This is a genomic window from Curvibacter microcysteis, assembly GCF_028649455.1.
Lineage (GTDB): Bacteria > Pseudomonadota > Gammaproteobacteria > Burkholderiales > Burkholderiaceae_C > Curvibacter > Curvibacter microcysteis.
Map to the genome: position 1 here is coordinate 941996 of NZ_JAQSIO010000001.1, position 25660 is coordinate 967655.

Below are 25660 nucleotides of genomic sequence, written 5' to 3' on the forward strand. Positions count from 1 at the left end.
TTGCGCGCTTGCTTATGCGCGCAACGAGTTTAGAAACCCACCGCCATGCAAAAAACCAGCCAAGCCGAGCGCTGGCGGGGGGCGTGCTCAGGGGCTGCCTTCGTCCACCGCGAAGTTGACGCGCGGGGCCACGGCGCACATCAGCTCGTAGCCCACCGTGCCGGCGGCGCGGGCCACCTCGTCGATGGACAGGCTGCGGCCCTGGCTGGAGCGGCCCCACAGCGTGACCTCGGAGCCAAAGCCAAAGGACACGCCGGCTTGTTCCAGCGGGGTCAGGTCGAGCATCAGCATGTCCATGCTGACGCGGCCCAGCAAGCGGGTGCGAACGCCGTTGACCAGCACGGGCGTACCGGTGTCGCACAGGCGCGGGTAACCGTCGGCATAGCCGCAGGCGGCCACGCCCACGCGCAACGGCTGCTCGGCCACAAAGCGTGAGCCGTAGCCGACGCTGTCCCCAGCTTGCAAGGACTGCACCGCGAGCAGCTTGCTGCTCAGGGTCAGGGTGGGCTGTAAGCCCCAGTCGGCGGCGCTGCGCTCGGGGAAGTCGGGCGCGCTGCCGTACAACACGATGCCGGGGCGCACCCAGTCGCTCTTGATGCGGGCGCTGTCGGCGTGGCGCAGCGTGGCCGCGCTGTTGGCCAGGCTGCGCTCGCCGGGCAGGTCAGCGGTGGCGTGCAAGAAGACCTCTTCCTGGTGGGCGATGCCACGCGGGCCATCGGCGTCGCTGAAGTGGGTCATCAGCGAGATCTCATCCACCTGGGGCAAGGCGTTGAGCCGGGTCCATGCCGAGCGGTAGCGCTCGGGCGTGAAGCCCAGGCGGTTCATGCCCGAATTCATTTTCAGGAACACGCGCTGGGGCAGCTGGGTCTTGTGCGCGGCCAGCATGTCGATCTGCTCGTCGCAGTGCACGGCGTGCCACAGGTCCAGGCGCGAGCACAGCTCCAGGTCGCGCGGCTCGAACACGCCTTCCAGGAGCAGAATCGGGCCGCGCCAGCCCAGGCGGCGCACGCGCTCGGCTTCCGCCAGGTCCAGCAAGGCGAAGCCGTCGGCACCGCGCAGGCCCTCAAACACCCGCTCGATGCCATGGCCGTAGGCATTGGCTTTGACGACGGCCCAGACACGGGCGTCAGGGACGGACTGGCGCACGCGGGCCAGGTTGTGCTGCAGTGCAGCAGTGTGGACAGTGGCCTGGATCGGGCGGGGCATAGGGCAATCAGGGAGAGGAACTGAGGGGATTTTGGCACCGCCCCCAAGAGGTGGCGTGATATAACCAACTGCCTTTTTGAGGCCATGTTCAACATTACCAAAGTATCAGTTTTCCTGATGCTCGAATCAGCCACTCAATGAAGCGCGGTTTCTACACCATCATGTCGGCGCAGTTTTTCAGCTCGCTGGCCGACAACGCCATATTCGTGGCCGCCGTGGAACTGCTCAAAAGCGATGGCGCACCCGAGTGGCAACGCGCCGCTTTGGTGCCCATGTTTGCGCTGTTCTATGTGATCCTGGCGCCCTTCGTGGGCGCTTTTGCCGACGCCCAGCCCAAGGGCAAGGTGATGTTCATCAGCAATGCCATCAAGGTGGTGGGTTGTCTGTTGATGCTGTTCGGCACCCACCCGCTGATGGCCTATGCCGTCATCGGCCTGGGCGCGGCGGCGTACTCACCGGCCAAATACGGCATCCTCACCGAGCTGCTGCCGGCCTCGCAATTGGTCAAGGCCAATGGCTGGATCGAAGGGCTGACCATCGCCTCGATCATCCTGGGCGTGTTGCTGGGCGGCCAGCTGGTGGGGCATTCGGTGTCCGGCCTGCTGCTGTCCTTTGACTTCCCGGTCTTCAACACCGGCATCGACACACCGCCTGAAGCCGCGATCTTTGTGCTGATCTTCATTTACGCGCTGGCAGCCTGGTTCAACACCCGCATCCCGCATACCGGCGTGACCATGCGCCCGATGCGCCAGGACCCCGAACTCAGCGTGGCGCGCAACGCGCTGAACCTGCTGCCCGACTTCTGGAGCTGCAACTCGCGCCTGTGGAACGACAAGCTGGGCCAGATCTCCCTGTCCACCACCACCTTGTTCTGGGGTGTCAGCGGCAACCTGCGCTACATCGTGCTGGCCTGGAGCGCCGCCGCCCTGGGCTACAGCACCACGCAGGCCTCGTCCCTGGTGGGCGTGGTGGCCATCGGCACGGCCGTGGGCGCCGTCTTGGCGTCAGTGCGCATGCGCCTGGACCAGGCCACCAGCGTGATCCCGCTGGGCATCGGCATGGGGGTGCTGGTGGTGTTGATGAACTTCATTGACAACGTCTGGGTGGCCGCGCCCTTCCTGATCCTGCTGGGCGGCCTGGGGGGCTTTCTGGTCGTGCCCATGAACGCCTTGCTGCAACACCGGGGCCACAACCTGATGGGCGCAGGCCGCTCGATCGCGGTGCAGAACTTCAATGAACAGGCCTGCATCCTGGCGCTGGGCGCGTTGTACAGCCTGTCGACCAAGTACGGCATGTCCGCCTTTGGCGCCATCACCGGCTTTGGCCTGATCGTGGCCTCGGCCATGTGGCTGATCAAGCGCTGGCACCAACGCAACACCGTGCAGCACGCGCAAGAGCTCAAGCGCCTGCTGGCCATTGCCCGCAACGACCGGGGGCACTGAGGTCCACACCGGTCCTGCTCCCTTCCTTTCCAAAAGGCCGGTCATGCCGGCCTTTTGCTTTTGGTCATGCCATTGAACCCCTCCTCCGCCCCCCACCCGCCGCTGTTCAGCGTGCTGGCCCTGATGTTCAACGCCTTGGTCTGGGGCGTGTCCTGGTGGCCGCTGCGCCAGCTGGAGCTGGCGGGCCTGCACCCCTTGTGGGCCACCGCCCTGATCTACCTGCTGGCCATCGCCTGCACCCTGCTGGCCTTCCCGGGGGCGCTGCGCCAATGGCTGGGCCAGCCTGCGCTGTGGGCCCTGGCCCTGGCCGCCGGCATGACCAATGTGTGCTTCAACTGGGCCGTCACCGTGGGGGATGTGGTGCGCGTGGTGCTGCTGTTTTATTTGATGCCGCTGTGGGCCAGCCTGCTGGCCTGGTGGCTGCTGGGCGAGCGCCCGCGCGGCGCTGACCTGTTGCGCATGCTGCTGGCTTTGGCCGGCGTGGCCGTGGTGCTGAAGACACCCGGCAGCGACTGGCCGCTGCCGCAAAGCCTGTCGGACTGGCTGGGCCTGGCCGGCGGCTTCAGCTTTGCGCTGACCAATGTGATGTTGCGCCGCCTGCACCAAACACCTGCACCTGCGCGGGTGCTGGCCATGTTTGGCGGCGGCTCGCTGCTGTCGGCGCTGACCGCCCTGGTCGGTCTGGGCCAGGGCCTGGTCACCCCCCTGCCGGCACCTGCACTGGGCTGGTTGCTGCTGGCCGCCGGCCTCAGCCTGGCCTACCTGGGCGGCAATGTGGCGCTGCAGTATGGCGCCGCGCGCCTGCGCTCCAGCACCACCGCCTTGGTGATGCTGTCCGAGGTGCTGTTCGCCAGCGTCTCGGCCATGGCCTTGGGTGCAGCCGAGCTGTCGATGCGGGTGTGGCTGGGCGGCGCGCTGATCGTGGCGTCCGCAGCCTGGTCAGCCTGGGCCCCCGCTCAGCCCAAGACCAGCGCCTGACACAGGGCATGCCCCGCCAGGCCGGCGCCTGGTGGCGGAGCAGGGCTACCATGGCCCCTCTCCGTCTTGAAGGACCTGCCATGAGCACTTTGTACGACTTTGAAGCCCTGTCCATCGCGGGCGAAACCGTGCCCCTGCGCCAGTTCGAGGGCCAGGTGCTGTTGATCGTCAACACGGCCAGCGCCTGCGGCTTCACGCCCCAGTTCGCCGGCCTGGAAGACCTGCACCAGCGCTATGGCCAGCGCGGCCTGACGGTGCTGGGCTTTCCCTGCAACCAGTTTGGCCGCCAGGACCCGGGCAGTGACGAGCAAATTGCCAGCTTTTGCCAGCGCAACTACGGCGTGAGCTTTCCGATGATGAGCAAGATCGACGTCAATGGCGGCGACGCCCACCCGCTGTACCGTTGGCTCAGCGCCGAAGCGCCCGGCCTGCTGGGCAGCAAGGCCATCAAGTGGAACTTCACCAAATTCCTGGTCGGCAAGAACGGTCAGGTGATCCGCCGCTACGCACCGCAGGACACCCCCGCCAAGCTGGCCAGCGACATCGAAGCCGCCCTGGCCGCCTGAGCCCGGCTCAGGCCGAGGCCGGGCGCTGGAAGGCCCGCACGCCCATCAACACGCCGGCCACCAGCAAGGCAATGCCGGCGCCCGTCACCGGCGCGGGCCACTCGGCGCGGTGCCAAAAGCCGTAAGCCAGGGCCGACAGGGTTTCGAACACGATCAGCTGGCCGGTCAGCGAGGTGGGCAGCAGCTTGCTGGCCCGGCTCCAGGCCAGGGTGCCCGCCCAGGAGGCGAACAAACCCATGGCCAGCATCAGGCCCAAAAACAAGCCCGGGCGAGGCCCCCAACCCATCACCAGCGCTTGGTCGGGCTGGCTCAGGCCCTGCCACAGGCCCCACAGCAACCACCCCAGCACCGCCAGCGGCAAGGTGGCCAGGCCCTGGGCCGTGGTCCAGGTGGTGGCCGACAAGCCCGGGTGGGCCTTGAGCCAGCGCGCGTTGCGGATCGGGTACCAGGTCCAGGCGGCGACCGCCACCAGGGTCAGGCCGGCGCCCAGGGCGTAGGCCGGGCCATGGCCGGCCTCGATGCGGCCCATCTCGGTGTGGTTGACGAAGGCAATGCCCAGTGCGATCAAGCCCAGCGAGGGCATCAAACGCGCCCAGGGCAAGGACCGGTCGTGCCAGTTGGCGCACACTGCAATCACCACCGGCAGCGTGCCGATCAAGACACTGGCCAGGGGCACGCCCGCGGCCTGGATGCCGGCCGACAGGAACAGGTAGTAAATGATGTTGCCCACCAGCGCCAGCTTGAAGGCCTCCGCCCAGTCGGCGCGGCGCAGCGCCGCCAGGCGTTGCCGGTCCGGCACGGCGAGCAAGAGCGCCACCAGGCCGAACGCGATGTAGCGACCAAAGGCCAGCGCCGCAGGCGCGTAATCCGGCAGCAGCGCTGGCGCCACGAACACCAGCCCCCACATCAGTCCAGCGGCCAGCGCATACGCCACCCCACGAATCAAATCCCCTGCGGCCATCCGTCACCCGTTCCAATTCAAGCAAAGAGGCGCAGTGTGCCTGGGCCCGGCCCGGCTTGTCTTGGACCAGATTGCGCTGTGCGGCCTCAGGCGGTGCAGGCCAACTGACGCTGGTACGCCCCCGGCGTGATGCCGTAGAGCCGGCGCAGCAAGCGGTTCAGGTGGGGTTGGTCCGACAGGCCCACGCTGGCGGCCACCTCAGCGGGCGCCAGGCCACGCGCCAGCAAGGCCTTGGCGCGTGCGCCCCGCCGCGCTTGGACAAACACCTGCGGGGTGTGGCGGGTGCTCTGCTTGAAGCGGCGCAAAAAATGGAAGGGCGACAGCGCGGCTTGCGCGGCCAGGTCTTCCAGGCGCATCGGCTCGTGCAGGTGCGCCTCGATGTAGTCGCGCACCCGCGCCAGCACGTTCGGCGCCAGGCCCGGGGCCGGGTCGGCCGCCCCGCCTTGGCCATGGCGCGCCACCAGTTCGCCGGCCAGCAGGACCAGCTGGCTGTCAAAAGCCAAGGGGTCATCCGCGCCCTGCCACAGCGCATCCAGCGCGGCGGTGACGCGCCGGCCCAGGGCGGGGTCGTCCACCGTGGGCTGGGCAAATCGGCGCACCGGCTGGCCGGTCAGCTCACGCAGGGTGGCGGACTCAATGTAGACCATGCGGTAGCGCCAGCCCTGGGCGGTGGCGGCGTGGCCGGTGTGCAGCTCATCTTCATCCATCAGCACCAGCGAGCCCGGCCCGGCCAGGTGCTCGCTGCCGCGGTAGCGAAAGCGCTCCACGCCCCACTCCACCGAGCCGATGCCAAACGCGTCGTGCGCGTGCGGTGCGAACGCGTGGTCGACGATCTCGGCCCGGTACAGCTCCACACCCTCGCGGTGTGGCACGCGGCGGTACAAGGCCCGGTCGCGCGGCGAATCGAACTGCTGGGGCACCCCGCTGGGGCGGGGCCCCGCGCTGAGGGGGGGAGCGTCGGCAGGCATGGGCGCCATCTTAGCCAGCCAGCGGGCCCCCAGGCGCTCAGGCGCGGCCGGTCGAGACCCAGGCGTGCTGCTGCAGCTCGGCCAGGGTGACGAACTGCAAGGCGCGTTCGTGGGTGGCCTCCAGCACCACGGGCGGGGCCACACCAGCCTCCAGGGCCTCGCGCCAGCGCAGCGCGCACAGGCACCAGCGGTCGCCTGGCCGCAAGCCGGCAAAGCGCCACTCGGGCCGCGGTGTGGACAGGTCGTTGCCACGCGCCAGCGAAAACGCCAAGAAATCAGCCGTGACCCGGGCACAGACCACATGCGAGCCGGTGTCGGCCGCCTCGGTGTGGCAGCAGCCGTCACGGAAGTAGCCCGTCAAGGGGTCGAAGGAGCAGGCCTGCAGCGCGCTGCCCAGCACGTTGCGGGCGGGGATCGGAGAAGACATCGGTCACCTGAACAAAAACAACAGCAGCCGCCAGTGTGCGCCAAGCCGCATGACCGTGGCGCAGGTCGGGATAGGGACAGCGCCGCCATCAGCCGGCGCGTTGGCGGCGCTCGGCCTCGACCTGGCGGAACAAATCGGCCAGGGTGCGGCCCGGCTCGTCCCGGAAGCGCACCTCGAGGCGCTGCAGCGTGGTGATGCGGTCGATGCGAAAACTGCGCAGGGCCTGGCGTTCCTCGCACCAGGCGGCCAACGTCCAGACGCTGCCCCAAAAAAAGCAGCCCAGCGGGCGCACGGTGCGCGCGCTGTCGGCGCCGTCCAGTGCGCGGTAATGCAGCAGCACCTTGTGCCGCGCCTGGGCCGCCTCGCGCAGGGCCTGCAGGCGCTGCTGCACCTCGGGGCTCTGGCCCACGGCCGGCGCGAACAAGGCCAGGGATTCCGCAGCGGCCCGCGCGTCGCGCGGCAGCACGGACAGGATCTTGCTCAGCGCGGACTCGGCCTCGCGCGCCAGCGCCGGGTCCAGCCAGGCCTGGGCCAGGCGCACCGAGGCCACCAGCGCACTGGCCTCGGCCTGGGAGAACATCAGCGGCGGCAGCTCAAAGCCCGCGCCCATGCGGTAGCCCACACCGGCCTCGCCTTCGATGGGCACGCCCTGGTGCTGCAGCTCGGCCACGTCGCGGTAGACGGTGCGCTCGGACACCTCCAGCCGCTCGGCCAGAAAGGCCGCCGTGCTGAGACGGCGCCCGCGCACCAGTTGAACGATATGGAACAAACGGTCGGCGCGGCGCATGGTGGAAGGGGTGGCAAGCCAGTGGAATGGGAGCAGAGCCCCCAGCATAAGGGACTCAGTCCAGCCAAGCCGCCACGCCCATGGCCTGCGCGATCAAGCCCATGTCATGGGCGCTGACCTCGAACAGGCCAAAGCGAAAGCGCGCGCCCCAGCGCTGGCGGTCTTCCACAAACTCGAACCGATCGAGCAGGGGCGCAATCGGCACCTCGCGGGCTGCCGAGGCGTAGTGCACATCCCGCCGGAAGGGCACAAAGCCGCCCCCCATGTCGAAGGCGTAGGGCTCACCGGCGGCCACACGGCCGAGGGAAACAAAGCTTTGCAGGCGGTCATGGCCGGCCATGCGGGTGGCCGGCGCGTAGTAGGCCACCGAGTCACCTGGGCGCAACCGGGCCAAGGGCGCGCGCCGGCCATGGCAGACCTGCATGAAACCCAGCGGCTGGGCCTCGCGGCCGCGGCGGGCATGCTCGGCGCTGGCCACGGCAATCCAGTGGCGCGGTGCCACGGCCGGGGGCGCCGGGGCGAGAGGGAACCCGGGCAACACAGTCTGCATGGTGCGGCTCCGCTTCAGCGTTGCACGGTGTGCAGGCCGACGGTGTTGCCTTCGGTGTCCCGCACATGGGCGATGAAACCGATGCCGTGCGGCAGCTCGATGCAGGCGTCGAGCACGGCGCCGCCCGCGCTGGCCACCCGGGCCACAGCCGCGTCCAGCGAGGGGGCACAGTCCAAATAGAGGCGCACGCCGGCATCGGCGGCGACGCAGCGCTGCGGGCCGGCCACCAGGCAGCCGCCGGGTTGGGGCTTGTCGTGCGGGAAAACGGCCATGGGGCCACCGCCAAAGTCTTCGCGGTGCAGGGGCCGGGCCAGCACGGCCTCGTAAAAGGCCTGGGCGCGGTCCAGGTCGGCGCAGGGGATCTCAAACCAGTTGAGGGCCGAGCCAGCGCGGGAGGGGGTGGCAGGGGTGGAGGGGGTGTGCGACATGGCAGCGTCTTTCAGTCGTTGTGAAACAGGACTGCCATGGTGCGGGGGGGCTGCTGACAACGGGATGTCAGCAGGCTGCAGACCGGGGGCGACCAGGCCCCCGTGGAGGAGGCCTCAGGCCGGGTCGGCGGCCACCGGCGTGGCCGGCGCGGCGCGGCGCTGGCGGGCCCGGTCCAGGGTGCGGGCGGCGTCGCGCGCGTCCAGGCCGTACATGTCGGCGAAGGCGTCCAGGCTCTGGCCGCTGGCCTCGAAGGCGCGCAGCTGGGCCTCGTCGCGGGCGGCTTGGCTGGCGGCCTCGGCCAGGGCTTCGTCGAGCACCGCGTTGGCGGCCACGTCGCGGCTCAACACCAGCGCGGCATAGGCCTCACGGCTCAGGCCAGAGGCCTCGAAGGCCTGGATGATGCGGCGGCGCAGCTTGGGACGCAGGTCCTCCCCGGCGCGCTGCTGGCGACGGCGGAACACCTCGGTCAGCGCGTGGTAGATGTGCTCGGGCGCCATGGCTTCGACCGACTGGCCTTGCAGGTCATGACGGGCCAGGCCCGAAGCGACGGCCGTCAGGTAGCGGCTGGAGCGGGTGTGCAGGGCCAGCGCGGCCTTGAGCGCCTCACGCTCGAACAGCTCCGGTTGGGCGTCTTGCAGGTCTTGGAAGATGCCGCGCTTGAGCGGCAAAAAGACCTCGCCAAACAAGGCGGGATACAGACCGGCCAGTTGCTCCAGCACCGGGTGGCTGCGCGGTGCGCGCGGGGCGGCGGCCTTGGCGCCGGCCTGGGCGGCGGCACCTGGGCCAGCCCCCTGGGCCGCAGGGTCGCGGCGCGGGGCGCGGCGACCATCGGCCCGGCCTGCGGGGGCCCGGCCGGCGTCACGCGCGGCGTCGCGGCCATCGGCACGACCCTCGGTGCGCGCGGCGCCTCGGCCGGCACCGCCTCGGCGTCCCCGGCTGTTGCGCGGGCTGCGCTCGGCCACGGCAGGGGCCTCAGAGGCCTCAGAGGCCTCGGCAGGGCTGCCGGCGGTCACAGCGGTGGCCTCAGGGGCTGCGGCAGCCACAGGGCTCACGGCAGCAGCGTCGGACGCCCCCAACACCACGGGGGTGTTGGCGGCCTGGCTTTGTTCTTTTTCGGACACGGAGTCGGTCATGACGTGGCGGTATTGAAGAGAGGGCTAACCCGCCATCATGCCAGCCCCGGGCCGGGCCGGGGTCAAGAAGCCTTGGCGCGTGGGGGCGCCAGGGGGCAGGTCTCAGGCCTGCAGCGCCTCATCCAGCACCTCCACCCAGTGCCGCACGGGCGTGGCGGTGCCGCTTTGCAGGTGGGTGATGCAGCCGATGTTGGCGCTGACGATGACCTCGGGCGCCAGGGCCTCCAGGTGGCCGACCTTGCGGTCGCGCAGCTCATAGGCGATGTCGGGGTTGAGCACCGAGTAGGTGCCGGCCGAGCCGCAGCACAGGTTGGATTCGGTGCGCGTGAGCTGCACCTGGAAACCCAGCGCGCCCAGGTGCTGCTCGACCCCACCGCGCAGCTGCTGGCCGTGCTGCAAGGTGCAGGGCGGGTGGTAGGCCACCACGCCCTTGGGCGCCTCCCGCAGGCGGGGCTGCAGCAGGGGCACCAGGTCGGGCAGCAGCTCGCTGAGGTCGCGCGTCAAGGCGCTGATGCGGGCGGCCTTGTCGGCGTAAGCTGGGTCGTCGCGCAGCTGGTGGCCGTAGTCCTTGACGGTGACACCGCAGCCTGAGGCGTTCATGACCAAGGCCTCGACCGCGCCGCTGGCCACATGGGGCCACCAGGCATCGATGTTGGAGCGCATCTGGGCCAGGCCGCCGGCCTGGTCGTTGAGGTGGAACTTGACCGCGCCGCAGCAGCCGGCCTCGGGGGCCAGCACGGTTTCGATGCCGGCGGCGTCCAGAACGCGGGCGGTGGCGCTGTTGATGTTGGGCGACATGGACGGCTGCACGCAGCCGGCCAGCATCAGCACCTTGCGGGCATGCGAGCGGCTGGGCCAGGTCCCGGCGTCCTGCGGCAGCGGCACCTTGGCGCGCAGCGTCGGCGGCAGCAGGCCGCGCACGCTTTGGCCCAGCTTCATGGCCGGACCAAACAGCGGCGAGCTGAGGCCTTCTTTGAGCAGCCAGCGCACCGCCTTCTCGCCGGTGGGGCGCGGCACCTGCTCGTCCACGATCTGACGCCCGATGTCGACCAGGTGGCCGTACTGCACGCCGCTGGGGCAGGTGCTTTCGCAGTTTCGGCAGGTCAGGCAGCGGTCCAGGTGCTGCTGGGTTTTGCGCGTGGGGGTCTGGCCCTCCAGCACCTGCTTGATCAGGTAGATGCGGCCGCGCGGGCTGTCCAGCTCATCGCCCAACAGCTGGTAGGTCGGGCAGGTGGCGGTGCAAAAGCCGCAGTGGACGCACTTGCGCAAAATGGCTTCGGCTTCGCGGCCGGCGGCGCTGTCCTGGTACTGGGGGGCGAGGTGGGTTTGCATGGTGGGGTTCAGGAATATTCAAAAAAGGGGCAGCACGCGCAGCGGGTAGGGGCCGTTCAATCCAAACCCTTTGGCGCCGTGGGCTCGGGCTCCAGCATCCGCCCCAGGCGGCGCAGGTCACCCAGCAAGGGCGGCAGCGACAAGGCCAGCAGCACGGTGGCCAAGGGCAGCACCCAGATGAAACCAATGTGCTTGAACCCCGCCGCACCCACCACACCGCCCACGGTGAACAGGCCCAGCAAGGTGGTGAACAGGCGCAGCCGGGCGCGGTTGGCCCGCACCTGGGACTGGGGTGGGGCCTGGCCGTTCCAGTACAGCAGCTTGCCCAGTTCAATGCCCAGGTCGGTCAGCACCCCGGTCATGTGGGTGGTGCGGATCTGAGCGGCGGACATCTTGGTCACCACCGCGTTTTGCAAGCCCATGATGAAGGCCAGCAACAGCACGGTCACGGGCACGGGCACGGCAAACGGGGTCTGGTGGTTGAGCGTGCCGCCAATCAGGCCAAACAGCAGCATCAGCAAGGCCTCCAGCAGCAGCGGCAGGGCATAACCGCTGCGCAGGTGATGCACCCGGGCCCAGTTGAACAGCACCGCTGTCACGGCCGCCCCGCAGGTGAAGGACAGCAGCACGCCGCAGGCCGAGCCCACCAGCAGCAGGTTGCCCAGCACCAGGTGGTCGGCCAGCATGGAGACAAAGCCCGACATGTGCGAGGTGTACATGCCCACCACCAGAAAGCCCCCCGCGTTGATGGCCCCGGCGTTGAACGCCAGCAAGAAACCCAGCGTCCGGTTGATGGACGGGGTGCGGTGCAGGCCGGTGAGGTGGCGCAGGCGGCGCATGGCGGGGCTGCTGGCGGCGGCGGGCTTACCAGCCGCGGTACAGGCGCCCGTGGCCAAAAATGCCCACCGGGTCAAACTGCTGCTTCAGGCCGCGCTGGATGCGCTCAAGAGGGGGTGACAAGGGGGTGAACACCTCCAGCGCCGGATCCGGCCCGCGAAACCGCGTGGCATGGCCGCCCGCCGTGACGGCGTGGTGGCGCAAGCGCTTGGCCTGGTCTGAGGGGGCCTTGATCCAGCGCTGGGCGCCGCCCCATTCGGTCAGCACCGGGCCCAGTTGCAGCGGCACCGCCGTGTCGGGCACGGACAGGCGCCAAAGCGACTCGTCGCCTTGCAAGGCAAAGAAGGGGTGGGTTTGTTCGCGCAGGGCCAGCCAGAAGGCTGCCGCCTCGGCCTCGGCCAGGCGCTCGCCGCCCAGGCGCTGGCAGGCCGACTGCACGGCCGCCAGGGCGCCGCGCAAGCGCAGCGTGAGCTGCCCTTCAAACCAGCACGAGGCATTCAGCGGCAGCGGCTGACCAGCCCATTCATTGTGCTTTTTCAGGGCCGTGGCCTCGTCCATGGCAAAGCGCAAGGTGGCCTCGGCCACCGGCACCGGCAGCACCTTGAGGGACACCGAAGTCACCAGCCCCAGGGTGCCCAAGGCACCGGCCAGCAGGCGCGACACGTCGTAGCCCGCCACGTTTTTCATGACCTGGCCACCAAAAGTAAGGTGTTCGCCCCGGCCGTTGACCATTTCCAGACCCAGCACGTAGTCGCGCACGCTGCCCACGCTGGCCCGGGCCGGGCCCGACAGGCCTGCGCCCAGCATGCCGCCCACGGTGGCGCCAGGGCCGAAGTGCGGGGGCTCAAAGGGCAGACACTGGCCTTGCGCGGCCAAGGCCGCCTCCAGCTCAAGCAGCGGGGTACCGGCCCCCACCGTGACGACCAGTTCGCTGGGTTCATAGGCGCTGATGCCGTTCAGGCCGCGCGTGTCCAGCACCTGACCATGCAGGGTCTGGCCGTAAAAGTCTTTGGTACCGCCGCCACGGATGCGCAGTGGGGTGGCCGCTTCGGCGGCAGCGCGGATGCGCTCGATCAGGGTTTGCAGGGCAGTCTCCATCTGGCTGATGGTAAGGCGACCGACGGCTTTTGCGTCGTGTACGGGGGCTGAATTTTTTGAATGCGCAGCGTGCAGAAATTTGCGCTGGCTCGGGGCACGGTGGCCCGGAAGGGGCGGGATCAGGCCTGAGGTTGGCCGGTGGCGGCGGTGGCCAGTTCGGCCCCGGGGTAGCTCAGACCGGGGCATTCCAGCTCAAGGCCCACCAGTTCGCGGCGAAAGAAGCGCACCCGCAGGTGGTCACCCGCCGTGGTCTGGTCGCGGTACTCCACCAAAGCCAGTTGCTGTTCGGCGGGCAGCAGCACGTGGCGCAGGCCCGGCCGGTGCGCCAAGGCGGCCGCCATCGACATGCCCAGGCGCAGGCCCTCGAATTGGAAGGCGCTCGGGAACGCGCGGTAAAAGCCCAGCAGCCCCAGGCGATGCTGCACGTCGATGCGGGCCAGGCAGCAGTGGTTGGGGCCCCAGAGGCAGCCTTGGTCTTCGGGTGGCGGGGGACGCCAATCGGACCCCAGGGCCTCCACAAGGGCGGCCAGGGGTTGGCGCGGGCGAAGTTGGGCAAACAGCTTGGGGTTCATGCGGACGCTCAGAGTGGACAGGGCAACACACCCGGCGCATTCTTGACTGCCCGCTTAGCCGTTCATCTGCTTCTGTAAGAGGGCTCAGCCCAGCCGCACAAGACTTACATTTCCTCGAAAAAATCCACTGGCAAGCCGGGCACGTCGACCCGCGCCGCCAGGACCCGGCCGTTGTCGGGCCACAGATCAGCCTCTCCCTCGGGTCGGCCCTTGGACGCGGTGGTGACGTACAGGGTGCGGCCGTCCGGCCCGCCAAAGCAAGGCATGGTGGGGCAGCGCGCGGACAGTGGGATCTGAGCCAGGCATTCACCACTGGGCGCAAAGCGCAACAAACGGCCGCCTTCGAACTGGGCGCTCCAATAGCAGCCTTCGGCGTCCACGGCCGCGCCATCGGGCCGGCCGCCGTAGCGCGACGCACCGGTCAAGTCGTCAGAGCGAAAGCCCTCTGGCTTGCCAGGCAGCTGCGCGAAGACACGTTGGTGGCTCAGGTTGTTGGCCTTGGCGTCCCAGGTCCAGGCATCGATGCGGTGGCCCATGGTGTCCGCCCAGTAGAGGGTGGTGCCCTCGGGTGACCAGGCCAGGCCATTGGCGATGACGTTGTTCAAGGCCTGCAGCCGCACCTCGGGGCGGCGTCCGCCGCGTGCGTCCAGGCTGTAGAGCTCGCCCAGGCGGCGGTCGCGGGGCTCGTACATGGTACCGCCCCAAAAACGTCCCAGCGGATCGCACTTGCCGTCGTTGAAACGGGTGGTGGCCGGGTCATGGTTGAAACGCATCAACAAGCTCAAGGCCCCGCCCCATTGCGGGGCGCGGTACATGCCGTCCCGCAAGGCGATCACCAGGCCACCGGTGCGCGCAGGCGCTATGCAACCGGGCTCGGACGGCATGGCCCAGCGCTCCAGGACACCGCTGACCGGGTCTTGGCGCAGCACTTCGCGCCCGGGGATGTCGACCCAATACAGGCGCTGCTCCTCGGGGTGCCAAAAAGGTGACTCCCCCAATTGGCTGCGCTCGGGGCCCAGGGCCTGCCAATCCAGGGATTGTGTGGGGACAGGGGTGCTCATGCGGGACTTCCTTCGTCGGTGCTGACTTCGATGCTCATTTGCAGGACCAGGGACTCACCCGGGGCCAGGGTGCGCAGGCCGAGCTCGGCGGCGGGGCGCCCGCCCGCCTGCTGCAAGGCCAGAGCGTTGTTGACGTGGCTGACGGGCTCGATGGCCACCGCATCCCGGCTGGGCTGGGTGCAGACCACCAAGTAAGGCGTGCTGCTGCGCACCCGCACGGTCAGGCGGGGGTCGCGCAAGGTGACCAGGCCGCGCCAACCTTCAAAGCAATGGTCCAGGTCCAGGGCGGCCGCCGCGGCGTGCAGGCCGGTGGACGGCGTGCGGTGGGTGGGCAGCTTGTCGTCGCCCATTTCCCAGCGCGCCGTGGCCTCAAAGGCCAGGTGGGCCTGCGGGCGCTTGATGAACCACGGGTGCCAGCCCAGGCCCGCGGGCGCGGGGTGGTCGGCTTGGTTGGTCAGGCCCAGGACCAGTTCGAGCGTGTTGCCGTGCAGGCGCACGGTCTGGGAGGCGTCAAAAGCGAACGGCCAATGCGCGTCGGCGGCGTGCTCGAAGCTCAGCAGGGCGTGGTCGGCGCTGTGCTCCAGCACCGACCAGGGACGCTGCCAACCCACGCCGTGGATGGCGTGCGGCTCGGGGGCGTTGTTCTGCACCAAGGGGTGGTCGGTGCCCTGCCAATGCAGCACGGCGCGTTCGATGCGGTTGCTGAAGGGCACCAGGGGGTAGCTGGCCGACTGGCGGGCCCCGCTCAGGCCCTCGGGCGGCGGCTGGCGCAGCACAGGCTCGCCACGCCACCACAATCCGGCGATGCAGCCACCCAGGTCAGGGCGCAACTCACAACGCCATCCACCGCCGGTGGCGGTGTTGTCCAGAACGAGGGCAGCAGGGGGCAGGGTCATGGGAAAGCCTTGGCGCAATGGGGCTTTGATTGTGCCTGGGACAGGGCCCTGGGTCAGTGGCTCGGTGCACGCAGGACCGGTTCATGGGAGGGCTGCGCCCAAAAAAAAGGGCCCGCCTAAGCGGGCCCAATATCCAAGGGAGACTCTCACTGAAAAAACACACCGGGGGGTCGCAGGGCAGCTACGCCCCCCCGGTTGGGGTTCAACGGTTGTAGGCCGTTTCGCCGTGCGAGGTGATGTCCAGGCCTTCGCGTTCGTCTTCTTCACTGACGCGCAGGCCGATGGTCAGGTCCACCACCTTGTAGGAGATGAAGGAAACCACACCCGACCAGACCACCGTCAGCAGCACAGCCTTGGCTTGCACCCAGACTTGCGAAGCGATGGAGTAGTCAGCGGCGGTGATGCCGGTGGCCGTGACCCAGTCAGCCACGAAACCGGGGCCGCCCAGGGAAGGCGAGTTGAACACGCCGGTCAGCAAAGCACCCAAGATGCCGCCCACACCGTGCACGCCGAACACGTCCAGGGTGTCGTCAGCGCCGAGCAGCTTCTTCAGGCCGGTCACACCCCACAGGCAGATGAAGCCCGCCAGCAGACCGATGACCAAGGCACCGCCGATGCCGACGTTGCCAGCAGCCGGGGTGATGGCGACCAGACCGGCCACAGCACCCGAAGCAGCACCCAGCATCGAAGCCTTGCCCTTGTGCAGGGCTTCACCCACGGACCAGGACAGCACAGCCGCAGCGGTGGCCGCGAAGGTGTTGATGAAGGCCAGGGCAGCGAAGCCGTTGGCTTCCAGAGCGGAGCCGGCGTTGAAGCCGAACCAGCCCACCCACAACAGCGAGGCACCGACCATGGTCAGCGTCAGGCTGTGAGGCGCCATCGATTCCTTGCCGTAGCCAATGCGCTTGCCGACCATGAAAGCACCCACCAGGCCAGCCACAGCGGCGTTGATGTGCACCACGGTGCCGCCGGCGAAGTCCAGCGCGCCCCATTGCCAGATCAGGCCAGCCTTGCCAGTCATCTCGTCAACGACTTCCTTGCTGGTGTAGGCGTCCGGGCCCATCCAGAACCAGACCATGTGGGCGATCGGCGCGTAGCTGAAGGTGAACCACAGGACCATGAACATCAGGACAGCAGAGAACTTGATGCGCTCAGCGAAGGCACCGACGATCAGCGTGCAGGTGATGCCCGCGAAGGTGGCCTGGAAGGCGGCAAACACGATCTCCGGAATCACGACGCCCTTGCTGAAGGTGGCCGCGTTGGCGAAGGTGCCCGCTGCGTTGTCCCAGATGCCCTTCATGAACAGGCGATCAAAGCCGCCGATGAAGGAGCTGCCTTCCGTGAACGCGAGGCTGTAGCCGTAGATGAACCACAGCACCACGATCAGCGAGAAGGTGACCATCACCTGCATCAGCACGGACAGCATGTTCTTGCTGCGGACCAGGCCGCCGTAGAACAGGGCCAGGCCAGGCACGGTCATCAAGATGACCAGCAGGGTGGAGACCATCATCCAGGCGGTGTCGCCCTTGTTGGGAACCGGTGCCGGAGCGGCAGCAGCGTCGGCCGGAGCGGCGGCAGCAGCAGCCGGGGCGGCCGCGTCAGCGGGCTTGGCGTCCGCCTTCGCTTCAGCAGCGGGCGCGGTGGCGGCTGGGGCTTCCGCGGCCGGGGCAGCGGGGGCCTGTGCGAGCACGGCGTTGCCGGCGAACATCAGACCGAAACCCAGTGCAAGTGTTGCTAAGAGTTTTTTCATGGTTGTGACTTTCTTGTGGGCAGGACCGGGGTCTCGCTTACAGGGCCTCTTTGCCGGTTTCACCGGTACGGATGCGCACCACCTGCTCCAGGTCGTACACGAAAATCTTGCCGTCACCGATCTTGCCGGTGCGTGCAGCGGATTCGACGGCTTCGATGACCCGTTCGACGAGGTCATCGGCCACGGCCGCTTCGATCTTCACCTTGGGCAGGAAGTCGACGACGTATTCAGCGCCGCGGTACAGCTCGGTGTGGCCTTTTTGACGACCAAAGCCCTTCACTTCCGTGACGGTGATGCCTTGCACGCCCATGCTCGACAGTGCTTCACGCACCTCGTCCAGCTTGAACGGCTTGATGATGGCGGTAACGAGTTTCATGCGTTCTCCTAGTGCGGGGCGCGGATCAGAAGTTGTACTTCACGCTCACGACCAGACCGTCGCGACCCAGGTTCTTGCCCGTGGGGGAGACGTAGGCGCCAGACTTGGCATCGGTGCCTTGCAGGGCGCCGGACACCACGAAGCCATTGCCCAGGTCCTTGTTCAGGGTCAGGGCGTAGTCGGTGTAAGAGAAGAAGCCGTTGTTCTTGACAACTTGGCGACCGATGTGCGGAACCAAGGTCAGGCCATCGCCCAGATCGAAGGTGGCCGACACGTCGAGGTAGCCGCTGTTCTTGCTGTTCGGGGTGCCGAACAGGTTGGACGTGCTGTGCGAGTACTTGGCGGTGACCACGTTGTAGGTGATGGCGCCATACAGCTCGTCGGTGTTGGCATTGGCGCCCGACACGTTGCGGTAGGTGTTGTTCAGGTATTGGTAGCGCAGGTAACCGACGTCATAGGCCACGTCCTTGACGATCTCGCCACGGTAGCCGCCGTACAGGTCCAGCTCGATCGGGCCCTTGACCGGGGTGGAGGTGGCAACGCCAGCGTCCTTGATCCACTTGATGGTCGAAGCCCAGGCACCGACGTAGAAGCCGCTGGTGTGGGTGAAGTCAACGCCGCCTTGCACAGCCGGCTTGAAACGGGTTTGGGAAATGCCACGATAACGGTATTCAGAAGCCACGCTGACGTTGAACGCCAAGGTGTTCTCAGGGGCAGCCGCTGCAGGGGCTGCAGCGGGGGCAGCCGTCTGGGCAAACGCAGAAGCACCAGCCACGGCCAGGGCAGCCAGGATCATTGTTTTTTTGGCGTCGAGTTTCACAGAGTTCTCCTGTTAAAAAAAATCATCGGGTTGACGCTCCACTTATGCAGACTTCGTGCCAGCTTGCTTGAAGTCCTGCGCTTCGCCCCCATGCCCCTGCAGCGCGCCCCAAAACGGTCGCCCAATTTGTCACAAGGCGGTGACAAATGCACATAAATGGTGCAAACGGCCCCAGCGTACGCCGATCTGGTCCTCAATGCACCTGTCTGGGGGCTATTGAATTGGGAGCACAACGCACATGAGTCTTTCTTTGGTGCAAAGCCGAGCCCTGTTGGGCTTTGAGGCGGTGTCGGTCACCGTGGAGGTGCATCTGGCCAATGGGCTGCCGAGTTTCACGCTGGTCGGTCTGGCCGAGGTGGAGGTGAAGGAGGCGCGAGAGCGCGTTCGCTCGGCACTGCAAAACGCGGGGCTGGAGTTTCCGCACAACAAACGCATCACCGTCAACTTGGCGCCCGCCGACCTGCCCAAGGACTCGGGGCGCTTTGACCTGCCCATGGCCCTGGGCCTGCTGGCGGCCAGCGGCCAGATTGACGGCGCGCGCCTGGCCGGCTGGGAGTTCGCTGGCGAGCTGTCGCTGTCGGGCGAGCTGCGCCCGGTGCGCGGCGCCCTGGCCATGAGCCTGGCGCTGCGCCACACAGCCCGCCCGACCCGACTGGTGCTGCCACCGGGCAGCGCCGAAGAGGCCGCCCTGGCGCCTGGCACCCAGGTCTGGCGCGCGCGCCACCTGTTGGATGTGGTGCAGGCCTTTGCCCCGCCCCAGCCGGATGCGCCCCCGCCCGCCGAGGCCACCGACTGGGCCCGCGTCGAAGGCCAGCCGCCCGCCGCTCAGCCCGACTACCCCGACATGAGCGAGGTCAAAGGCCAGGCCGGGGCCCGCCGGGCGCTGGAGATCGCCGCCGCCGGCGCGCACAGCCTCTTGATGTGCGGCCCGCCCGGGGCCGGCAAGTCCATGTTGGCCCAGCGCCTGGCGGGCCTGCTGCCCAGCATGACGCTGGACGAGGCCCTGGAAAGCGCCGCCTTGCGCAGCCTGGAGCGGCACTTTCCGCTGGATCAATGGGCCGTGCGCCCCACGCGCCAGCCCCACCACACGGCCAGCGCCGTGGCCCTGGTGGGCGGTGGCTCGCCGCCCCGCCCCGGGGAAATCTCCCTGGCCCACCATGGCGTGCTGTTCCTCGACGAGCTGCCGGAATTCCCACGCGCCGCGCTCGAAGCCCTGCGCGAACCGCTGGAGACCGGGCGCATCAGCATCTCACGCGCGGCGCGCCAGGCGGACTACCCGGCCCGTTTTCAACTGGTGGGCGCTTTCAACCCCTGCCCCTGCGGCTACCACGGTGCCGGCAGTGGGCGTTGCCGCTGCAGCCCTGACCAGATCGCGCGCTACCAGGGCCGGCTCAGCGGCCCGCTGCTGGACCGCATTGACCTGCATGTGGAGGTGGCCGCGCTGAGCCCCAGCGAGCTGCTCAACGCCCCGCCCAGCCCCAGCAGCGCGGAGCTGCGCCTGCGCGTGCAGGCCGCCCGCGACCGCGCCCTGCAACGCCAGGGCCTGCCCAACCAGCAACTGCAAGGTCAGGCCCTGGAGCAGCACACCCAGTTGAGCGCCGAGGCCCAGCGCTTCATCGAGGCCGTGGCCCAGCGCCTGGGCTGGTCCGCGCGCAGCCTGCACCGGGTCTTGCGGGTGGCACGCAGCGTGGCCGACCTGGAGGGCGCCACCGACATCGCCATCCCCCACCTGGCCGAAGCCGTGCAGTACCGGCGCGGACCAGGTCAAGGGGGTTGAGGGGCCGTGAGGCCGGGGCGCTCACGCCCCGCACGCCCCGGCCCTGCTGACGCCTGCTGGACAGCGCCCGCGCGACAAAACCCGCCCCGCCGGGCACACTGAGGGGCTTTGCCGCCTAAGGCCGCCATCCGGCCCTTTGTCCTCATGCCAGCCGCACCCGCCCCCCTGCCCCCAGCCGCCCCCGACACCCAGCGCGCCCGCTTTGTCGCCTGGCTGTCCCTGCCGCAGCTGATCAGCTGGGGCAGCGTGTTCTACGGCTTTGCCTTGTTGATGGAGCCGCTGGAGCGCGAACTGGGCATGGGGCGCGCCGAGTCCTCGCTGGCCTTCAGCCTGGCCCTGCTGGTCGAAGGCTTGATGGCCTGGCCCGTGGGCCGCTGGATCGACCGGGGCCTGGAGCGCCGCGTGATGGCCGGTGGCTCGCTGCTGCTGGCCGCCGGCCTGCTGCTGCACAGCCAGGTGCACAGCGTGGCGGGCTTTTACGCGGTCTGGGCCCTGCTGGGCGGGGGCATGGCGTGCGCGCTGTACATGCCCTCGTTTGCCGTGGTGACGCGGCGCTACCCACACGACTTTCGGCGCGCCATCATCACCCTGACCTTTCTGGGCGGGCTGGCCAGCACGGTGTTCATTCCGCTGACCGACTGGCTGATCAACGCGCTGGGTTGGCGCTGGGCCGTGGCCTGGCTGGGCGCCCTGCAGCTGCTGGTGTGCCTGCCGCTGCACCTGCATTTGCTGCGCGACGCGCCGCCCCCAGCTGCGGCCAAGCTGGCGGCCAGCCACAGTGACCAGCCCGGCGTGGCGCAGTTGCTGCGCAGTCCCACCTTCTGGCTGGTGGCCTGCTTCAGCGTGCTGCTGATGTCGGTCACCACCGCCGTGCCGGCCCACATGGTGCCGCTGCTGCGCGAAAGCGGGCTGTCGCCCGCCTGGGTGGTGGCCCTGCCCGCCAGCATGGGCATCGTGCAGGTGCTGGGGCGCTTGCTGTTGTACTTTTTTGAGCAGCACTTTGACCTGCACCTGGCGAACCGGCTGATCCCCTGCCTGATCCCGCTGGGCCTGGCGGTGCTGCTGCTGGGCCACGGCATGACGGCCATGGCCTTGCTGTTCGCCGCGCTGTACGGCATGGGCAACGGCATGCTGACCATCGTCAAAGGAACAGCCATTGCCCAATACGTGAGCCGCGAGCACGCCGCCACCTTGAATGGGGCGCTGGGCCTGCCCAGTGCACTGGCGCGCGCCGCCGCGCCGCTGTTGCTGGGCCTGATGTGGCAGGCCGACACCGGCTACCGCAACGGCTTGCTGTTCTTGTTGGGGGTGGCGGTGCTGGCCGTGCTGGCCCTGGTGCAGGCACAGCGCCTGCACTTGCGCGCGCAAACCGTCCTGGGCGCCTGAGAAGCCTCTCAGGGGTGGGCGGGTCCCGCGCGCACCCGCGCCAGGGCGGCGGGCACATCGGTCCAGGGAGCTTGGTCGGGCGCAAAGCGCTGACGCATGTAGCCGGCCAACTCGGTGATCTGGGCGTCGCTGAAGGTGTCGCCAAAAGCCGGCATGAAGCCCAAAGCGGGAGAGGCCGGCTGGCGCAGGCCGTGCACGATGGCCTGCAGCAGGTTGTCTGGCCGCGCGCTGTGCAGGTTGCTGTTGAGCGACAAGGGCACGTTGACGCCCAGCAGGCGCGGGCCGTCGCCGTCGTGGTGGCAGGCGCCACACGCCCCTTCAAACAAGCGCGACACCGGGCTGCCCAGCGGCGCGCGCGCAGCGGCCTGGGCCACCTGGCGCTGGGCCTGGGCCGGCGCCTCGGGCGCGGGGGTGTTGAAGCTGGCCAGGTAGGTGGCCATGGCCTGCACATCGGCATCGGGCAAAGCGGCCATCTCGCGCACCACGGGCGCCATGGGGCCACTGGCGCTGCCGTGCTCGGCGCTGTGCCCGTGGCGCAGGTACTGGTAGAGCGAGGCCTGGGTCCAGGGCACAGGCGCGCGTGACAAGGCGGTCAGCGCGGGCGCCTCCCAGCCGTCCACCAGCGCACCCGACAAATAGGCCGGGCCGCCGCGCTCGGCGCCCAGCGCGTTGCGCGGGGTGTGGCAGGCGCCGCAGTGGCCCACGCCCTGCACCAGGTAGGCGCCGCGGTTCCATTCGGGCGAGCGGCTGGGCTCGGGCTGCCAGGGGCTGGGGTCATGGAACAAGGCGTTCCAGCCGGCCATCAGCGGGCGCAGGCTGAAAGGGAAGGCCAGCTGGGTCTGGGGCGCCTGCGCGGGCACGGGCGGCTGGGCCATGAGCCAGGCGTAAAGCGCGGTCAGGTCCTCGTCGCTCATCTTGGCGAAGGAGGTGTAGGGGAAGGCCGGGTACAGGTGGTGGCCGTCGCGCGACACGCCCTCGCGCATGGCGCGCTGGAAGGCACTGAAGGACCAGCGGCCCAGGCCCGTGTCGGGGTCGGGCGTGAGGTTGGTGGTGTAGATGGTGCCAAAGGGCGTGTCCATGGCCCGGCCGCCGGCGTTGGGCACACCACCCGGCGCGGTGTGGCACACGGCGCAGTCGCCGGCGGCGGCCAGCAGGCGGCCGCGCTCCAGCGTGGCCTGGGTGTAGATGGAGCCACTGGCCGGCTGCACCGGTGCGATCGCCGAGCGCGCGCCCAGCAGGCCCAAGGTGATGCCCACCGCCGCCGTCAGCAAGGCGCCCACGCGGGCCCAGCGGCGGCGCGAACGCGGGGCCAAAGCGGATTCGGGCCAGGCTTGGGCGAGCTGAGGCTCCGGCGTGGCACGCGGGCCCGTGTCGGTGGCACCTGGCCGCTGCGGCCCGTCGGGGCCGTCCGGGCCGGGCAAGGGGTTGAGCGCGGCGCGCACCACCTCGGGGGTGAAGGGCGGCGCGCGAAAGCGCACACCGGTGGCATCAAAAATGGCGTTGGCAATGGCCGCCGTGCCGGGCACCGAGGCCGACTCGCCCGCGCCCAGCGGGGCCTCGCCAGGGCGCGGCATGTGCAGCACCTCGACCACCGGCACCTCGCGAAAGCTCAGGATCGGGTAGCTGCCCCAGTCGCGGCTGGCCAGGGCCTGGGGCGCGGCCACCAGCGGGCCGGACGCCGGGGACGTGGGCGACGCGGTGGGCTGGGGCGTCAGGGGCTCAAACTGCACCTGTTCTTTCAAGGCCCGGCTGGTGGTCTGCAGCACATTGCCGTGGATTTGCTGCTCAATGCCCGCCGGGTTGACCACCAGGCCCGCGTCGTGTCCCACGACCACGCGCTTGACGTGCACCTCACCCGTGACCTGGTTGACCTCCACATCGGCCACCCAGGCCGCCCAGGCGGCACCAAAGCCGGGCCACTTGCTGTGCACGTAGCGCGCATAGGCAAAGCCCTGGCCTTGCAGCCAGTCCCCCTCGCGGCGCTGCTGCGGGCCGGTGTGGGGGCGCCAGCCGGCGCGCTCGGCGGTGGACTGCACCAGCTCGACCGCGCGCGGGTCGCTCAGGTGCTGCAGACGGAACGCGACCGGGTCGACGCCAGCCGCGGTGGCCAGTTCATCGACAAAGGACTCGTGGGCAAACGAGTTCGGCAGCGCCGACACCCCGCGCAGCCACGAGGCACGGATGATCGGCGGCATGTCGTTCACCGCGACGCGCAGGTCGCGGTAGTCGTAGGGCGGGCGCGCCGTGCGGTCCCCCATCTCGTAGGCCTGGGCCAGGGGCTCGACCGTGCGGGTCAGCAGCAGGGCCAGGGTGGGCGCGCCGTTGCTGGGGTAGGACGCCTCGAAGTCGTAGCCGGCGACCGAGCCGTCGGCATTCAGCCCACCGCGCACCTGCATCAGCTGGGCCGTGCCCTTGGGCTCCCACAGGTGCTCTTGCTCGCGCGTGAGCTGCACCCGCACCGGGGCCCCCACCGCGCGTGACAGCAGGGCCGCGTCGGCGGCCACGTCGTCGGCGCCGTTGCGGCCGTAGCAACCGGCGGCCTCCATGCGGATCAGGTCGATGGCGACGTCGGGCAGGCCCGTCAAGCGGGCCAGGTCGGCGCGCAGCACATGGGGGTTTTGCGTGCCGGCCCAGACCGTCATGCGCGCCTCGGCCCCGCCCTCCCCGGCACGCCAGTCGGCCACCGCGCAGGACGGGCCGATCGAGCCATGCAGCTGGTAGGGCCAGACATAGCTGCGCGCCATGGGCTGGGCCGCGCCCGCCAGGGCGGCATCCACATCGCCCTCGTCGACCAGGCGGCGCTGGGTCGCGGGGTTGTTGCGGATGGCCTGGCTCAACGCTTCGGGGCTGGACTGGTCGGGGAAGCCGGGCCAGGACTTCCAGCGTACGCGCAGCGCACGCAAGGCTTGCTCGGCGTGTTCTTCGCGCTCGGCCACCACGCCGACAAAGTCACGGATGACCACCACGGCGCGCAGGCCGGGGATGTGGGCCACCGAGCTTTCGTCCACCGACTCCAGCGTGTTGCCGATGAAGTCGCCGTGGTCGGCGCCCGCGTATGGCGGTCGCAGCACGCGGCCGTGCAGCATGCCGGGCACGCGCATGTCGTGCACAAAGACCAGCTCGCCGCTGACCTTGGCGGGGATGTCCAGGCGCGGCGCGGACTGGCCCACCAGGCGGTAATCAGCGCTGGGTTTGAGGGGCGTGTCCGGGTCCAGGCGCAGCGCGTGTTGGGACCCGCCCAGCAGCTCGGCCCAGGGCAAGCGACGCTCGGGCTGGGCGGCCACCACGACCTCACCAGGCCGCACTTGCAAGGCTTCGGGCAGCAGGCGCCAGCGCTGGGCGGCCTGGGCCAGCAGCCACTGCCGCGCCTGGGCCGCCGCCAGTCGCAGGGGCTGGGCGTGGATCTGGATCGAGGTGCTGGCGATGGTCGCGCCCTGGTTGGGCGCGCGGGTGGTGTCGCCCAGCACCATGTGCAGGTCGCTCAGGGGCAGGTCCAGCTCTTCGGCCACGATCTGGGCCAGCGCGGTGCGGATGCCCGTGCCCAAGTCCACATGGCCACTGAGCGCGGTGACGCTGCCGTCGTCCCACAGGGCCAGCAGCGGCTCGGGCCCTTCGGCCGGGTGGCTGCTCACGAAGGCGGGTTGGCCTTTGACGGGCGGCGGGGCGGGCAGCGGGTCGCGCCAGACCAGCAGCACGCCGCTGGCAGCCCAGAAGTCGGCCCGGGTCAGGGGCTGGGTGGCGCGGCGCGGGACGGCGGGGTGGTCAGCGGGGGGCACGGCGCTCATCGGGAGGCTCCGGCCGGGGCGGCGCTGGTGCTGCGGTTCGCCATCAGCAGGGCCGCTTTTTGCACCGCGCGCAGGATGGACAGGTGGGTGCCGCAGCGGCACAGGTTGTGCGACAGCTCGCGGCGGATGTCGGCCTCGCTGGGCTGGGGCTGGCGCGCCAGCAGGGCCGCCGCCATCATCACCATGCCGTTCAAACAGTAGCCGCACTGGGCGGCCTGCTCGTCGACAAAGGCTTGCTGCACCGGGTGCCACTGGCCGGGCGGGGCCAGGCCCTCCAGCGTGGTGACCTCGCGGCCCGCCACGCCCACGGCCGGGATCACGCAGGCGCGTGCGGCCACCCCATCCACCAGCACGGTGCAAGCGCCGCACTGGCCCAGGCCGCAGCCGTACTTGGGCCCGTTGAGGCCCAGGTCGTTGCGCAGCCAATGCAGGAGGCTGGCGTCGGCGGCGCCCTCGGGCAGGGTGCAGACCTGGCCGTTGACGCTCAGGCAGGGGGCGGCGCAGCCGGTCATGCGGGGCTCGC

Annotated in this window: 24 protein-coding genes; 5 read left to right on the plus strand and 19 right to left on the minus strand. The window is 69.5% G+C overall.

The genetic code is table 11. From position 1 onward, the window contains the following. Positions 1-87 precede the first annotated feature (87 nt). Positions 88-1206, minus strand: coding sequence for an alanine racemase (alr, locus tag PSQ39_RS04245; protein ID WP_273925402.1), 1119 nt, complete (start codon positions 1204-1206; stop codon positions 88-90). A 137-nt stretch (positions 1207-1343) separates the two neighbouring features. On the opposite strand from alr, the gene lplT reads away from it, so the two are divergent. The 3 genes from lplT (at position 1344) to PSQ39_RS04260 (ending at position 4192) form a co-directional block, all read left to right on the plus strand. Then, complete coding sequence (lplT, locus tag PSQ39_RS04250) at positions 1344-2648, plus strand: lysophospholipid transporter LplT (RefSeq protein ID WP_273925403.1); 1305 nt, start codon at positions 1344-1346, stop codon at positions 2646-2648. A gap of 66 nt (positions 2649-2714) precedes the next feature. After that, on the plus strand, positions 2715-3626 hold the full coding sequence (locus PSQ39_RS04255) for a DMT family transporter (protein WP_273925405.1): 912 nt from the start codon (positions 2715-2717) through the stop codon (positions 3624-3626). An 80-nt stretch (positions 3627-3706) separates the two neighbouring features. Continuing rightward, positions 3707-4192, plus strand: a complete 486-nt coding sequence (locus PSQ39_RS04260) for a glutathione peroxidase (RefSeq protein ID WP_273925407.1) — start codon at positions 3707-3709, stop codon at positions 4190-4192. Between the two features lie 7 nt (positions 4193-4199). On the opposite strand, the gene PSQ39_RS04265 is transcribed toward PSQ39_RS04260, so the two are convergent. The 16 genes from PSQ39_RS04265 to PSQ39_RS04340 form a co-directional block, all read right to left on the minus strand. After that, positions 4200-5153 (minus strand): DMT family transporter, encoded by a 954-nt coding sequence (locus tag PSQ39_RS04265; RefSeq protein WP_273925408.1) that lies wholly within the window; start codon positions 5151-5153, stop codon positions 4200-4202. 86 nt (positions 5154-5239) lie between these two features. Next, positions 5240-6121, minus strand: a complete 882-nt coding sequence (locus PSQ39_RS04270; RefSeq protein ID WP_273925410.1) for an AraC family transcriptional regulator — start codon at positions 6119-6121, stop codon at positions 5240-5242. Positions 6122-6158: 37 nt separating this feature from the next. After that, positions 6159-6548: a DUF2237 family protein gene (locus PSQ39_RS04275; protein ID WP_273925412.1), complete on the minus strand. Its 390-nt coding sequence runs from the start codon at positions 6546-6548 to the stop codon at positions 6159-6161. 88 nt (positions 6549-6636) lie between these two features. Further along, on the minus strand, positions 6637-7335 hold the full coding sequence (locus PSQ39_RS04280; RefSeq protein WP_273925413.1) for a helix-turn-helix transcriptional regulator: 699 nt from the start codon (positions 7333-7335) through the stop codon (positions 6637-6639). Positions 7336-7390: 55 nt separating this feature from the next. Beyond that, entirely contained in the window at positions 7391-7885 is a 495-nt protein-coding gene (locus tag PSQ39_RS04285) for an EVE domain-containing protein (RefSeq protein WP_273925415.1), read from the minus strand. A 14-nt stretch (positions 7886-7899) separates the two neighbouring features. Next, complete coding sequence (locus PSQ39_RS04290) at positions 7900-8313, minus strand: VOC family protein (protein WP_273925417.1); 414 nt, start codon at positions 8311-8313, stop codon at positions 7900-7902. 114 nt (positions 8314-8427) lie between these two features. After that, entirely contained in the window at positions 8428-9447 is a 1020-nt protein-coding gene (locus PSQ39_RS04295; RefSeq protein WP_273925419.1) for a ProQ/FINO family protein, read from the minus strand. Between the two features lie 102 nt (positions 9448-9549). After that, a complete protein-coding gene (gene glcF / locus PSQ39_RS04300; RefSeq protein WP_273925421.1) occupies positions 9550-10779 on the minus strand; it encodes a glycolate oxidase subunit GlcF in 1230 nt (409 codons plus the stop codon). Positions 10780-10835: 56 nt separating this feature from the next. Next, complete coding sequence (locus PSQ39_RS04305) at positions 10836-11618, minus strand: YoaK family protein (RefSeq protein WP_273925423.1); 783 nt, start codon at positions 11616-11618, stop codon at positions 10836-10838. 25 nt (positions 11619-11643) lie between these two features. Next, positions 11644-12714, minus strand: a complete 1071-nt coding sequence (glcE, locus tag PSQ39_RS04310) for a glycolate oxidase subunit GlcE (protein ID WP_273925425.1) — start codon at positions 12712-12714, stop codon at positions 11644-11646. Between the two features lie 119 nt (positions 12715-12833). Next, entirely contained in the window at positions 12834-13286 is a 453-nt protein-coding gene (locus PSQ39_RS04315) for a DUF7256 domain-containing protein (protein ID WP_273925427.1), read from the minus strand. Positions 13287-13390: 104 nt separating this feature from the next. Beyond that, positions 13391-14347: an SMP-30/gluconolactonase/LRE family protein gene (locus PSQ39_RS04320; RefSeq protein WP_273925429.1), complete on the minus strand. Its 957-nt coding sequence runs from the start codon at positions 14345-14347 to the stop codon at positions 13391-13393. Next, the gene (locus tag PSQ39_RS04325) at positions 14344-15243 is read right to left on the minus strand and encodes an aldose 1-epimerase (RefSeq protein ID WP_273925431.1); all 900 of its coding nucleotides are present in this window, start codon (positions 15241-15243) and stop codon (positions 14344-14346) included. Before PSQ39_RS04325 ends, PSQ39_RS04320 begins: the two co-directional genes overlap by 4 nt. A 202-nt stretch (positions 15244-15445) precedes the next feature. After that, positions 15446-16993, minus strand: coding sequence for an ammonium transporter (locus PSQ39_RS04330; protein WP_273925433.1), 1548 nt, complete (start codon positions 16991-16993; stop codon positions 15446-15448). A 37-nt stretch (positions 16994-17030) separates the two neighbouring features. After that, positions 17031-17369 (minus strand): P-II family nitrogen regulator, encoded by a 339-nt coding sequence (gene glnK, locus PSQ39_RS04335; RefSeq protein ID WP_273925434.1) that lies wholly within the window; start codon positions 17367-17369, stop codon positions 17031-17033. A gap of 25 nt (positions 17370-17394) precedes the next feature. Beyond that, on the minus strand, positions 17395-18165 hold the full coding sequence (locus PSQ39_RS04340) for a TorF family putative porin (protein WP_273925633.1): 771 nt from the start codon (positions 18163-18165) through the stop codon (positions 17395-17397). A 262-nt stretch (positions 18166-18427) separates the two neighbouring features. Between PSQ39_RS04340 and PSQ39_RS04345 the strand changes: the two genes are divergently transcribed. Both PSQ39_RS04345 and PSQ39_RS04350 read left to right on the plus strand, forming a co-directional pair. Beyond that, entirely contained in the window at positions 18428-19966 is a 1539-nt protein-coding gene (locus PSQ39_RS04345; RefSeq protein WP_273925436.1) for a YifB family Mg chelatase-like AAA ATPase, read from the plus strand. 144 nt (positions 19967-20110) lie between these two features. Then, positions 20111-21352, plus strand: a complete 1242-nt coding sequence (locus PSQ39_RS04350) for an MFS transporter (protein WP_273925438.1) — start codon at positions 20111-20113, stop codon at positions 21350-21352. An 8-nt stretch (positions 21353-21360) separates the two neighbouring features. Here the strand turns inward: PSQ39_RS04350 and PSQ39_RS04355 are convergent, their stop codons facing one another. Both PSQ39_RS04355 and PSQ39_RS04360 read right to left on the minus strand, forming a co-directional pair. After that, positions 21361-25137: a molybdopterin cofactor-binding domain-containing protein gene (locus tag PSQ39_RS04355; RefSeq protein WP_273925439.1), complete on the minus strand. Its 3777-nt coding sequence runs from the start codon at positions 25135-25137 to the stop codon at positions 21361-21363. Beyond that, the gene (locus tag PSQ39_RS04360) at positions 25134-25649 is read right to left on the minus strand and encodes a (2Fe-2S)-binding protein (protein ID WP_273925441.1); all 516 of its coding nucleotides are present in this window, start codon (positions 25647-25649) and stop codon (positions 25134-25136) included. The genes PSQ39_RS04355 and PSQ39_RS04360 overlap by 4 nt, the downstream gene beginning before the upstream one ends. Between the last annotated feature and the right edge of the window lie 11 nt (positions 25650-25660).